Annotated in this window: 8 protein-coding genes, 2 rRNA genes and 1 pseudogene; 2 read left to right on the forward strand and 9 right to left on the reverse strand. The window is 41.6% G+C overall.

The window, feature by feature from the left end; genetic code table 11:
• Positions 1-2 precede the first annotated feature (2 nt).
• The 4 genes from BLR82_RS10570 to BLR82_RS10585 all read right to left on the reverse strand — a co-directional run bounded on the left by BLR82_RS10570 (position 3) and on the right by BLR82_RS10585 (position 5201).
• Positions 3-1688 carry an ABC transporter permease gene (locus BLR82_RS10570; RefSeq protein ID WP_074598983.1) on the reverse strand — a complete coding sequence of 562 codons (1686 nt, stop codon included), beginning with the start codon at positions 1686-1688 and terminating at the stop codon, positions 3-5.
• Positions 1689-1697: 9 nt separating this feature from the next.
• On the reverse strand, positions 1698-2795 hold the full coding sequence (locus BLR82_RS10575; RefSeq protein WP_074598986.1) for an ABC transporter ATP-binding protein: 1098 nt from the start codon (positions 2793-2795) through the stop codon (positions 1698-1700).
• 105 nt (positions 2796-2900) lie between these two features.
• Entirely contained in the window at positions 2901-4013 is a 1113-nt protein-coding gene (locus BLR82_RS10580; RefSeq protein WP_074598988.1) for an extracellular solute-binding protein, read from the reverse strand.
• A 15-nt stretch (positions 4014-4028) separates the two neighbouring features.
• Positions 4029-5201: an ROK family transcriptional regulator gene (locus BLR82_RS10585; protein WP_074598990.1), complete on the reverse strand. Its 1173-nt coding sequence runs from the start codon at positions 5199-5201 to the stop codon at positions 4029-4031.
• A gap of 746 nt (positions 5202-5947) precedes the next feature.
• Between BLR82_RS10585 and BLR82_RS10590 the strand changes: the two genes are divergently transcribed.
• The gene (locus tag BLR82_RS10590; RefSeq protein WP_245693759.1) at positions 5948-8464 is read left to right on the forward strand and encodes a PIG-L family deacetylase; all 2517 of its coding nucleotides are present in this window, start codon (positions 5948-5950) and stop codon (positions 8462-8464) included.
• Positions 8465-8710: 246 nt separating this feature from the next.
• Positions 8711-9115: a hypothetical protein gene (locus BLR82_RS10595; protein WP_139186938.1), complete on the forward strand. Its 405-nt coding sequence runs from the start codon at positions 8711-8713 to the stop codon at positions 9113-9115.
• Between the two features lie 645 nt (positions 9116-9760).
• Here BLR82_RS10595 and BLR82_RS10605 read toward each other — a convergent pair.
• From BLR82_RS10605 to BLR82_RS10625, 5 genes and pseudogenes are all read right to left on the reverse strand, one after another.
• Positions 9761-10348 (reverse strand): annotated as a pseudogene (locus tag BLR82_RS10605) (group II intron maturase-specific domain-containing protein); the annotation flags it as partial.
• Positions 10349-10371: 23 nt separating this feature from the next.
• The gene (gene chrA, locus BLR82_RS10610) at positions 10372-11556 is read right to left on the reverse strand and encodes a chromate efflux transporter (RefSeq protein WP_074598996.1); all 1185 of its coding nucleotides are present in this window, start codon (positions 11554-11556) and stop codon (positions 10372-10374) included.
• A gap of 14 nt (positions 11557-11570) precedes the next feature.
• Complete coding sequence (locus BLR82_RS10615) at positions 11571-11876, reverse strand: PadR family transcriptional regulator (protein ID WP_074598998.1); 306 nt, start codon at positions 11874-11876, stop codon at positions 11571-11573.
• A gap of 341 nt (positions 11877-12217) precedes the next feature.
• A 5S ribosomal RNA gene (gene rrf, locus BLR82_RS10620) occupies positions 12218-12333 on the reverse strand.
• Between the two features lie 428 nt (positions 12334-12761).
• A 23S ribosomal RNA gene (locus BLR82_RS10625) occupies positions 12762-12986 on the reverse strand; the annotation flags it as partial.

The raw sequence follows: 12986 nt of genomic DNA on the forward strand, positions 1-12986 counted from the left end.
TTTTACAGCGTATTTTCGGACTTCACGCCAAAAAATTTATAAGAAATAAACAGAACAATCGCAATCAACCCTACCTGAATCATGCCATAAGCAGCCGCCTGTCCTAAATTAAACATACGAAGCTGATTCATGATTTCGATGGATATCGGCCTGTTTCCCAGCGTGTACAAAAGCACCGAAGTAGGGAATTCTCCTACAGCCTGAACAAAGGCAAGAAGCGAACCACTCAATACTCCCGGCATGATATAAGGGAGAACTACCCTGCGAAAGGTGTAGAACCATTTTGCCCCCAGATTTTGAGCAGCTTCCTCTATGGAATCATCCATTTGTTCAAGTACAGCATTTGTCGAACGTACCACCAACGGAATAAATCGCACAAAGTAAGCCAAAGGCAAAATCCAGAAGGTCCCTACAAGAACCTTACCGAATGAAAAAGCAGATGGCTCATTAAATGCCAGGATGAGATTCATCCCCACAACAGTTGCCGGCAAAGCCCACGGAATCATAACCAGGATATCCAACAAATTTTTTCCGATAAAGTTCCTCTTAACAAGGGCATAAGAGGTAATGATGCCAAATACAAAAACTCCGGCACATGCTATTGCCGCCATGATCAAACTGTTCCGCACCGGATCCCAAATATTTGTATCCTCAAACAGCAAACGAAAGTTTTCAAAACTAAACGCCTGCGGGTATGTCTGCCAAGTCCATGCCCCTTCTGGTACGAGTGACAACACTAGCAGGGTGACATGAGGAAGCAATAAAACAATCATCGCAATGATTCCCAGAGACACCATCGACCATTTCAAAAACGGATTACTGACCTCACTTCGGTGAGCACCAATCCCTTTACTGGCCATTCGATAATCTTTCCTATTTTGAAACCAACGCATAAATAAAAGGAAAGCTATCGATACAACAGATAGGATTACAGATTGAGTGGCGGCCATATCTAAATCGCCATTTGTCTTAGAGAAATAAATTTGCAGACTTAGCACCCGGAAACCGCCGGCTAGTAAATATGGGGCACTGAATGAAGCCATCGAAACCATAAACACTAGTAGTGAGGCGGCAACCAATCCTGGTGTTAATAAAGGAAATGTTACTTTCCAAAACACACTTAAACGATTCGAACCCAAATTATAAGCGGCTTCTTCTAAAGACGGATCTATATTATTCAAAGCAGAGGAAGTCGTCATATAAAAATACGGATACATGGTGTAGGCGTGTACCAACAATATTCCGGATATCCCACCGATGCTAAACGGGACTTCAGAAAGATGGAACAAATCTTTTAGCGCATTTGGTATCAAACCCGCTTCTCCGTACAGAAACATAAAGGCCATAACACCCACTAGTGAGGGCAGGACAATCGGCATGATTGCTATATTCGAGAAGAACTGACGTCCAGGAAAGTCATATCGATTAAAAATGTATGCCAAAGGAATACCTATTAACGCACTGAACAAAACGGATAGTAACGATATATAGACGGAATTCCATAATGCTTCAAGATTGGAGGCAGCTTTTGAACCAAAGAAATCAACATAATTTTGCAAGGAAAATGCACCGTTTTTCTTCAAGCTTTCAAACAATGTTTCAATGGATGGATATAATACATACCCTACCAGCACTAATACAATGGGAATCAATAACAGGATGGTTCTTCTTCTTTCAGCATTTAACATATGTACTTCTCACTCCCTCGCCTTTGGAATCACTCTGATTTGATTTTGAGGTAGCTGGAAGCTAACTGGAGTACCTTCTTTTAAATATGTGCTAGGACCATTGTTGAGGTCGGTGGCCCTGATAAGAGCACCGTTTTTCATTTCAATATAGGTATGCACGGAGGCCCCTGTGAATTGGACAAGCGATACTTTTCCTTTGAATACATTGTTTCCATCATCAGAGTCTTTCAGAATTCGTACAGCTTCTGGGCGGATGGACATGACCAACTCTTCTCCCTCAACATAAGAACCAATATTTTCTTCGGTATGACCTACATAGATAGATTTATCAAAATCAGTAGATTGAAAAACCGCGATTCCTTCATTCTCTTTGTCTGGTGTAACCGAAAACAAGTTCGTTTCCCCTATAAAGGCAGCCACAAAATCATTGACCGGCTTATTGTAAATCTCAGAAGGAGTTCCCACCTGTTGGCATTCACCAAAATTGAAAACAGCAATTCTGTCAGACATTGTCAAAGCCTCTACTTGATCATGTGTGACATAAATAGTAGTGATACCATACTCACGTTGCAGCCGTAGAATCTCATTTCTCATTTCATCTCTTAATCTAGCGTCTAAATTGCTTAAAGGTTCATCCAAAAGCAGGATATCCGGTTCAATGACAAGCGCCCGGGCCAAAGCCACACGTTGCTGCTGCCCACCGCTTAACTGGCTTACCTGACGATCAATATACTGATCAAGACGGACCTTGTTTAATACATCCTCTACACGGCTTTTGGTTTCATTCTTGCTTATCCTCCTGACCTTTAATCCAAAAGCTACATTCTCATAAACCGTCATATGCGGAAAAAGTGCATAATTTTGAAATACCATACCGGTATTTCTTTTCTCGGGTGGCACCGTTGTCATATCTTTCTCATTAAATTTCACTTTTCCTTCAGTAGGATAATAGAATCCAGCAATCATGCGAAGTGTTGTTGTTTTGCCGCAGCCACTTGGGCCGAGAAATGTAAAAAACTCGCCTTCTTTTATTTTTAAGTCCAACTCTTTTACTGCTGTTACATTACCAAAACGCTTTGTTATCGTAGATAAATTCACCGTTGACATCGAACAACAACTCCTCCAATTCAGGAAAACTAAGCCCTGGCTGTCACGTAGCTGAAGCTTAGTTTCCCCGTTGTTAATCTATATCCTCAGTGGTGGATAGAGGTTCTATTCTTCTTCACTTTTGTCTTTTTCTGTGTTCTTGATGTTATTATCCCAATAATCCATCCATTCCGGAGACTTTTCCTGGAACGTTCCCCAATCAATTTCCATCGGTTTAATTTCCGTTTCCGTTATCCAATCCGGAAGGTCTTCTACATCCTCCCGAGTCGGAATTCGATAATACTTCTCTGCAAGTAATTTGGCAGCTTCTTTCGTGTTTACAAATTCATAAAATGCTTCCGCCGCTTTCGGGTGCGGAGCGTCCTTTACAATTGCAATACCTTCTGTCAAAACTGGGGTTCCGCTTTCCGGAATGACATAGTCAAACGGATAACCCTTTTCTTCAGCAAGCATAACGGTATCCGGCATGTTCCAAACCGACAACGATCCTACCCCTTTAGCCACCTGGTTATACATCATTTCAGGATTAGCGGAATATTCTTTTGTATTGGCATCCAGCTTTTCCAACCATTCGTATCCTTCTTCCGGACTCTCCGTATCCTTATATGTCCGATAAATCATAGCAGAGTAAATGGTCCGCATTGTTCCGGAAGCTAATGGATAACGAATAATCAGCTCATCCTCCCACTTCGGATCGACCAGTTCATCCCAGTCTTTTGGTACCTCATCTTCTGAAAGCTCTTTGTTATTGTATAAAATAACTTCTGGCGTAATCGAAGTTCCGGACCAATACCAGTCTTCATCATGGTATAACTCGTCTAACGTATCGGCATAAGAGGGCTTATATTCAGCAAGCAGATCCTCTTCTTTTGCCTGGTCAAAGTTGACCTGTGGTGCCCCCCACCATACATCAGCCTGGGTATTATTCGCTTCCGATCGTACCCGGTCCAGTATCTCTTGAGACCCCATATCCAGGAATTCCATCTCGATACCGTATTCCGCCTCGAATTGCTGTTCAAATTCACTTAAAATATCATTCCCATGCGGTGAGTACACAACGACTTTTTCTTCCAAGTCGCCACCTGATGCTGCTGTGTCTCCTTCGCTTTCGCCTTCTCCAGATGCTTCATCATCCGAACTTCCAGCCATACAGCCTGCCATAACAAACAACAATGCAGCAAACAAACTTAATAGCCATGTCTTCTTAACCTTCCCCATAAAAATACCCCCTTGTTAAATAGAAAAAATAGTATCAAATTCCTTTAGAAATAAAGCAACTGCCCCAATAACACCAGCTTCTCTTCCAAATGTTGTAGCTACTACTTTACATCTCTTAGGAGCAAATCTTTCAATGATGTCATTTATCTTCTCGCTAATCACAGAGTAAGACCGGCTTACACCACCTCCTAAAATAACGATTTCGGGATCAAACAAAGAGACGTAGTTTGCAATCCCAAGTGCCAAGTTCTCTACTGCTGGATCAATAACGTCAACTGCGTCCTTATGTCCCTGTTGATACATTTGGAATGCATCTTGTGCTGTCACACGGGAACCGATTTTGTTAGACAGTTGATCCCCAATCGATGATCCGCTAGACACACTTTCCAAGAAACCAAAACCCTCATATACAGGATGATAGTTTCTCGCATAGATCCTATCTGTCACCAGGTAACCAATCTCCCCAGCACTATAATTGCTGCCGCGATATAACTGACCATTGAGCATGATTCCACTACCAATACCTGTTCCGATTGCAATATAAATTAAGTTTTTCTTTTTTTGTCCTGCACCTTTCCAATGCTCTCCCAACACATTGATATTCACGTCATTATCAATATAAATTGGAAAATCAAAATAATGTGTTAGTTTTTCCCTTAGGGGGTATTGCTTCCACCCAAGCGCCGGCGACTCATACACTATGCCTTCCTCTACATTCGTCATGCCAGGGACGCCAACCCCCATACCAAGAATCTTGTCATTGGAAATCCCTAACTCTTCTTTCATTGACTCAATATCCAATCGAATATTTTCCAGCAACCCTTTTTTCAAATTCTTTTGTGTAGGGAATTCACGGTAAGCACAGATCGTTCCGTTTAAATCGCTAATACCTGAAGCAACCTTCGTCCCCCCAATGTCAACGCCAATAACAAAAGCAAAATTGGGATTAAAACAAAGATGGACAGGTTTTCTCCCTCCATTTGCTGATGCTTCACCGCTACCGGTCTCATAAATCCATCCATCTTCCAGTAACTGGTCAACAAGTCCTGAAACAGTGGGTTTACTGATATTGATCTCTTTTGAAATTTCGGCTCTTGATGTTGGTTGCTGCTCAATGATACATTGTAACACCAGTCTTTTGTTCATATTTTTTATGTATGCCGCATTTCCTTTTTCCACTTTATGCATTACATAAGCCCCTTAAACAATCGGATTTTGCCGTACTCTGTCTATGCGATTGTCAACACCCTATTTTGATGCCATGTACAAGCATAGTTAGTTAGGTTTACTTATCAACTGTGCTCATCATATATGAAAACGCTTATTTTTGTAAAACATTGAATTTTAAGATAATTATTGATTTATAGGCTTATTCCCCCTATTTATTTACTTTTTCTTCGTTATTCCATTAATATCTTTGATTTTCTAGCGATAATCCATTGTATGTAAGTCGAATGACTGATTAGTCTATCTGTACGTTATTACGGCCAGTTTATCTAGTGGTCAGATACGCCTGTTTATTCGACTAGAAGTGACACGATTTCCTAATTGTCCTCCTATTCTATTCCTTCAAATCCATCCTTTCTTCCCAAAAAGCGTAAGGTGGACATATTAATATTTAAAGCGCTTTCATAAATTTTGAGCCTTTGTACCCTTTTATTGCGAAAATGGAGGTAAAGCGAAAAAAAACAAAGTAAACTTTTGTTATTTCACGATATTGGCTCATTTACTCCCAAATCAGGGGATTTCCAGTAGTTGTAACTCTTTTATTTTTTCCCTACCGTTAAGAGCAAGTAAAAATCTTGCCGGCGGTTGATTAGTAAAGTTTACTAACCTAAATCTCCTTTTACTAGTCGACTGGGAATACAGAGGAGGTGAACTACATCATTCCATCTGGCAAGGAAAAACAAACTAGTGGTGAAAGGAGTTATTAAATGATCAGAAAATGTAGTTTTTTATTGCTTTGTTTGGCCCTTTTCCTACCCTCGTTTATTCCTTCCCATGCTTTTGGGGAAAGTTCCGGAAACGACCATAATCAAGAACTTTGGAGTGCTGTAAAACCCTTGAGCACCATTACTAGTTTCATGAACACTGGTGCCCACCCCGATGACGAGCGAAGCCACTTGCTCGCTTATCTGTCCAGAGGTCTCGGAGTCCATACAGCAAGTATTATTGCCAATCGTGGAGAAGGAGGACAAAACGAAATAGGTGAAGAACTTGGAAATGGATTGGGGATTATTCGTTCCCGAGAAATGATAGAAGCATCAAAAGTTACCGGTGTCCAAGTGTTTCATTTAAGCGAAACGACCAATGATGAAATTTATGACTTCGGCTTTTCCAAATCTCCCGACGAGACGTTGGCAAAGTGGGGAGAAGAAACAACTTATGAGCGGTTCATCAAAAGAATCAGAATGTATCAGCCTGACATTGTAATGCCGTCTTTCCGCGATGTAGAGAGCCAGCATGGACATCACCGAGCCATTGCTCAACTAAGCATGAAAGCTTTCGAAGATGCTGCTGATCCCACCGTATTTCCTGAACATATGGAAGAAGGACTGCATCCATGGCAAATCAAAAAACTTTACTTGCCGGCTTCAGAGGCTAATGCAACCGTCGGTATCGAAGTCGGTGATTATGACCCAATTTATGACATGACGTATCCGCAATTAGGAGAGCAATCAAGGTATTTGCACAAAAGCCAAGGCATGGGAAGAGATATTGAACCTGGCTCGCAAATTGAGTACTTAGAATTGGTGAAGTCATCGGTAGGAGAAATTCAGGACCAGGAAAGTTCTATATTCGAAGGGCTGAGTTATGACTTCAAAGCATACTCCGCCAACCTAAAAAAATCGGATAACAAAATAAAGGGCGATTTACGTAAACTCCAGATGAAACTGGACGAGGTAATAGATGCCTATCCAAATGATGAACAAGTATTGGAAAAGTCTCATCAAGCATTAAAACAACTTCATAAAACAAAACAAAAAGTAGAACGCTCCACCTTTCACCAACTAGATAAAAATGATTTACTGCACCGGCTTGAGATAAAAGAAAGTCAATTACAACAAGCAAGCTTTGTTGCTTCTCAACTAGAAGTAACGACAGCCATCGATCAACCTGTCTTTGTCCAGGGTTCTGAAGCTACTGTAACGATCACATTAAAAAACAACGGCTCGAAAACATTGAAGGACGTATCACCAGCCTTAACTGTACCGAAAGATTGGGAGATCAAAGGAGAAAAAGAAACGTTCGCTCTACAGCCAGGTGAGGAAAAAATCATACCGTTTTCCATAACAGCAGCGGAGGATGCTGATTATTATCAACCATACGATGATTCAATTCTTCAAACAATTATTTCTTATCAAGTGAACCATGTTACCTCGACTATATCGCAAAATCCAGAAGAAACAATCGCGGTTTTACCAGAGGTTGGACTGAAAACGGATCCGGAGACATTAGCGATAAATACTGCTCAATCGAGAGAAGGGGTAGATATCGAGGTAGATGTTACAAACTATACGCAGGATTCGTTGGATACAACCATTTCCCTGCAGCTTCCCGAAGGGTGGGAACAAGCAAGCGGCAAAAACGTTTCCTTTGAGAAGGGAGAGACAGAAAAAACCGTTACTTTCTCCATTGAGCCGCCAGAGAATTTAACAGATAAGCCTTTTGTCATTACTCCAACTGCCGAGGTGGATGGAAAGCTTCTCCAAAAACAAGTCCAAGAAATAGCTTATGAGCATATCGGCACCTTTTACAATATACAAAACGCAGATTTAAATGGGATGGCGTTGAAGTTAGAATTTCCACAAGATCTTCAAGTAGGATACATTGATTCAGGCTTTGACAAAGTAGCGGATAAGTTGTCAGAAGTCGGAATGGATATAACCAAAATCGAGGATTTGGCAGCAGAGGACCTGTCAAAATTTGATACAGTCGTAACGGGGATACGTGCTTATCTTTCGCGGGAAGACCTAGTACAACAGAACGACAGGCTTTTAGAATATGCCCAGAACGGCGGACATGTGGTGGTTCAGTATCATAAACCGGGAGACAACTGGAACCCAGAGATTACTGCTCCATATCCTCTTACCATAGGGTCTCCATCTATTGAATGGAGGGTAACAGACGAAGTATCCGACTATACTATTTTGCAGCCCGACCATCCACTATTCAATCAACCAAATCAGATTACCGAACAAGACTGGGAAGGCTGGATTCAGGAAAGAGGATTATACTTTCCGATGCAGTGGGATGACCAATATGAAACTTTCCTAACAATGACAGACCTTGACGGAGACCAATTCGAGGGCGGTATTTTGCTGACTGATTATGGAGAAGGAACTTACCTCTATACAAATCTTGTCTGGTATCGACAAATCCAGAACCTCGTGCCAGGTGGATACCGGATTTTTACTAACTTAATTAGCTATGACGGAAATGAAGAATAACCATTTTATCAGAAAGCGAATTACAAGGAAGTAGTTCCGGCATGCCTGCAAAAGAGAACGCTTTGGAGGGGAATTTCCAGGCGTTCTCTTTTTTCAAATGACTAATTTACAAGGGGCCTCTTGTTAACAATCAGGAGTTTACTTTAGAAAGAAACGTAACCGAACATCCTTAACAAAGCGTATAATATAACTCCTGTACCAATAAACAGAATGATAAATGTCTTAAACATTTTTGCAAAAGGCCAAATGGAAGATGAACTTTTACGTGAAGAAATTGATAGTTTTATTGCGAATGACAGCTTGTTGGGAAAATTCTATCGTGATGAAAAAGGTCACTTTTTTGAAGATTTAACCGGAGAAGTCCGCTCCGACTTGCGGCATCTCTCTGAGGAGAAACTTTTTGAGTATGTAACGAAATGTATCACTAAAAACAGCTATGAGTTTTGGGGTGAGCGTTCTGACCTTGCGGATGAATATTTAGCTGAACTAAATAAGTCTTTTGAAAGCGAAGATACTTACACTGCTAATTTCTCTGAAGAGTTTTATATTGAAACGATCAAACTTATCATTCAGGGCGGGAAATGGTTTGAGGCTTTTGACATTGTGGAAGTTGATCCTTCATCTGAATATCAGGTTATTTTCCGTGAATAAAACACAGGGAGCTTATCTGCAGCTCCCTGTGTTTTATTCTGAAAGCTTTTGAACAAGAATACGAGGAAGAAGTCACCGAAGCTATCACCGGTATACTGGAACCCAAATACTTCAAGGAGGAAAAAAACATAACAAAATAAAATTAATAAAAAAGAGAATACTCCTCTCTAACAATTATTCCGTATACCATAAAATAGTAACTTCATACCATTATCATTAGCATCCCTTACATTTTTTAAAGGCGGTTATAATTGAAATTTACATTAGGAGACAGTTGTGTTTACATATAAAAACATTAATAATGAAGCGAAAGTACCAAAATAACAGATTCCTTTTGACACTCTGAAATACTTAACATTATTTTTTTCTAATTTCTTCGGGAGCTTAGATGACAATATGATTCCAATGATTCCAACGAACACACCAGCTAATGTCAATATTCTCGAATAAATAGGAAAGTATGCAAGAATGATAGATATAATTCCCAAAATGACGGTTATACGGTTGTATTTCAATAAATAAACCTCCTTTTATATTAAATATATTCTCCCCCCAAAAAATAATTCAAAAAATCGAGTAGGAGGAGGCGATTAACCTCCGTCCTCTCACACCACCGTACATACGGCCCCGTATACGGCGGTTTCCTTAAGATTGACGTAAGAAAATATATCGTTGGTACAAACTGCGTAACCCTAAACGATTCCAGTAAGAGTTGTTTAGGGTTTTGTGTAGTATCGGACTATCCGCAATTCGCCAGTAACCTTTTCGGGTATTCGCCCATTCGTGGGCTCTCCACCCTGGAACCCCTAGAGCTATCAGTTTTCTTTTACGGGTCTTTGGGCGTTTCCATTCTTTCCAAAGACACATCCTCAGCCGGCGGCGAATCCAGGCATCCAGTCTCGAGAAGATACTTTTCGTATCTGCCAGAGCGAAATATCCGCACCAACCAATAAGATATTGATTCAGCTTCCGAATACGGTATTCCATACTCCATCCCTTCGACCTCGATGTTAACTCCCGGATCTTTTCCTTCAGACGCTTGACACTTTTCTGGTGTACGCGCACCTTCGGTGCCCCGTATGAGGTGAAACTGAAGCCTAGGAACTTCCTTCTCCATGGTCGGTCGACAGCTGACTTCTTCCGGTTCACTTTTAGGTGAAGTTTCTTTTCAATGAACGTAGTGATTGCGTTCATCACCCGATAGCCTGCTTTCCGAGAGGATACATAGATATGAAAGTGAGTAGACCAAGGGAACCTCAAAGATACCCTCCAACCACCCCGAGAATGACAATAAGCCAAGCTGGCACCTTCCATCTGTTCAATAAAGCAAACAAGATGACACCGAGTGCGAAATCGGTCGCGTCGAAAATAGAACTCTTGATGACTGGGTCATAGAATGCTGCTAATAAAATGCCAACCACACTTGCATTGACCCCCATCAGTATTCCTTGGAAGGCAGACCTCTGGCGCAAAGCATTTAAAAAGGGCAAGGCCGCGATAATCAATAAAAACGATGGCAGAAAAATACCTACTGTTGCGATGATTGCCCCCATTATTCCTTCCATCATGGTCCCCAGATAACTAGAAAAAGTGAACAACGGACCTGGTACTGCCTGAGCCATCCCATAACCGGCAAGGAACTCATCAGGTGACAAAAGTCCCGGCGGTACCACTTCCCTCTCGATCATTGGTAAAACAACATGACCGCCTCCAAACACTAAAGCCCCTACACGGAAAAACATATCGAAAATATCTAACAACCGATTGTCGGTTATACGTGTGATCAAAGGTAATACGACAAGGCAGGTAATTAAGATTCCTAACGAAACAACGCCGGTTTTCTTAGAAATCGTCACATAAAATGGTTCTACATTAGATTCTGCTTTATCCTTGAATAGTCTTACTCCCACTAATCCAGCTGCGAGTATGATGGCAATCTGCATCCAGGCTGATGGATACAACAACATCACAGCTGCTGCCACAATAGCAATCGCCAATCTGGTTTTATCCGGTGTCAGTTTTTTCCCCAACCCTATCAGTGCATGAAGGACAACAGCTGCAGCGACAATTTTCAAGCTATGGATAAACCCTGCGTCATCAAGTGTGAACGTTTGGTAAAGCATCGCAAAAACGACAAGTATGACAATGGACGGTACAGTAAAGCCGAACCAGGACACCAATCCACCCAAAAGCCCGCCGCGCAGCATACCGATTGAAATACCGACCTGACTGCTGGCCGGACCAGGAAGGAACTGACACAATGCGATAATATCCGCATAGGTTTTATCAGTCAGCCATTTCCGGCGATCGATATACTCGTCTTTGAAGTAAGCCAAATGTGCTACAGGACCACCGAACGAAGTTAATCCTAATTTGGTCGAAGCTATCAAAATTTGCAAAAGTGTGTGTAGATGATTCCGTTTCTCCAACTGTTTTGACATCTCTTTCACCGTCCTTATGTAATTTCTTTGAACAATTCATAAGCTTTTGAACGAGCCTCCTGAAGCACGACATCTCCTTTACTTGTTATATGGTAGTATTTTCGTATCTTTCCTTCTACGTTTACCTCTTCTTTATTTAATAGTTGATCCTTTTCCATGCTGTGCAAAATCGGATACAACGTCCCTGCGCTGATTTCATATCCATGCTCATGCAGTTCCTCCAGCATCCAAGAACCATAAATCGCTTCTTCCTTCGCATGATGTAAGATGTGGATTTGAATGAAACCTAAGAATAGTTTCCTTAATACTTTGTTATCCATGTTTGGATTCTCCTTTCTCCGTTAGAGAGGAATAACAAAAACGAAACCCAATATCGGATTACGATATTGATTATATAAAAAGAATAGAGTAGTGGCAATCAGAGGAGGAATAGTTTTAGAAAAACTCAATAAATTTTACAATGATGTAATAATGTTTTTCGCTAAATGGGGGTTGGCACAATAAACAAAGATGGTTAATTGAAAGATAAGCAGTTGATAGAATGGTAGTGAGTTTTTTATGCGGAATTTTTCTAAAACCCCAACAAATATTGTAGAGCCCGAAAAAATGCACTAAAAAACACCCGTGAACGAGGATAATCTCATTCACGGGTGTTTGGTTTGCCTGGCGGCGTCCTACTCTCGCAGGGGCAAAGCCCCAACTACCATGGGCGCTGGAGAGCTTAACTTCTGTGTTCGGCATGGGAACAGGTGTGGCCTCTCCGCTATTGCCACCAGGCCTGCAGGATGCAGGTCGTTCTGTGTTGTTCACAGGACGTGAACGGGCTTAACAGAACTTCCTTCGTGTTTTTTTTTAGAAAAAGTGTACCTTCAAAACTAGATAAGAAGGAAGACATCAACGAACTTCACACGTTTGAATCGAGCTCTGCGGGCCGGAGCCCGCGACGCTTTTTGTTTTAATCCAGCTCCGACTCCCAGGTCCTCGCTGTATAAGCAATCCCTCTACAAGGCTGAAAACCAGCCTTTTCGCGGTCTTACTTATCCAGTCGGACCTTAACGGTCGCCTTCACTTTTTGTTTTAATCCAGTTACGGCTCCTAACAGCTAGTGTATAGTTCATCCAGCTTTTCGTACGCTCAAAGGCGGCGTACTACAATCTGGCTGATCTATCCATACGCTGTTGACCAGTCGCCTTCACTTTTTGTTTTAAGTTAAGTCCTCGATCGATTAGTATCCGTCAGCTGCACGTGTCACCACGCTTCCACCTCGGACCTATCAACCTCATCGTCTCTGAGGGATCTTACTCATTTAAAATGATGGGAAGTCTCATCTAGAGGTGGGCTTCATGCTTAGATGCTTTCAGCACTTATCCCTTCCACACGTAGCTACCCAGCTATGCTCCTGGCGGAACAACTGGTACACCAGCGGTGTG

The organism is Sediminibacillus halophilus (genome assembly GCF_900103695.1).
GTDB lineage: Bacteria > Bacillota > Bacilli > Bacillales > Amphibacillaceae > Sediminibacillus > Sediminibacillus halophilus.

What these genes read in the sequence shown, in the direction of transcription:
- BLR82_RS10590 (WP_245693759.1), top strand. Translation starts at nt 5,948, where the DNA reads ATGATCAGAAAATGTAGTTTTTTATTGCTTTGTTTGGCCCTTTTCCTA.
- BLR82_RS10575 (WP_074598986.1), bottom strand. Translation starts at nt 2,795, where the DNA reads ATGTCAACGGTGAATTTATCTACGATAACAAAGCGTTTTGGTAATGTA.
- BLR82_RS10570 (WP_074598983.1), bottom strand. Translation starts at nt 1,688, where the DNA reads ATGTTAAATGCTGAAAGAAGAAGAACCATCCTGTTATTGATTCCCATT.
- chrA (WP_074598996.1), bottom strand. Translation starts at nt 11,556, where the DNA reads ATGTCAAAACAGTTGGAGAAACGGAATCATCTACACACACTTTTGCAA.
- BLR82_RS10580 (WP_074598988.1), bottom strand. Translation starts at nt 4,013, where the DNA reads ATGGGGAAGGTTAAGAAGACATGGCTATTAAGTTTGTTTGCTGCATTG.
- BLR82_RS10595 (WP_139186938.1), top strand. Translation starts at nt 8,711, where the DNA reads ATGGAAGATGAACTTTTACGTGAAGAAATTGATAGTTTTATTGCGAAT.
- BLR82_RS10585 (WP_074598990.1), bottom strand. Translation starts at nt 5,201, where the DNA reads ATGCATAAAGTGGAAAAAGGAAATGCGGCATACATAAAAAATATGAAC.
- BLR82_RS10615 (WP_074598998.1), bottom strand. Translation starts at nt 11,876, where the DNA reads ATGGATAACAAAGTATTAAGGAAACTATTCTTAGGTTTCATTCAAATC.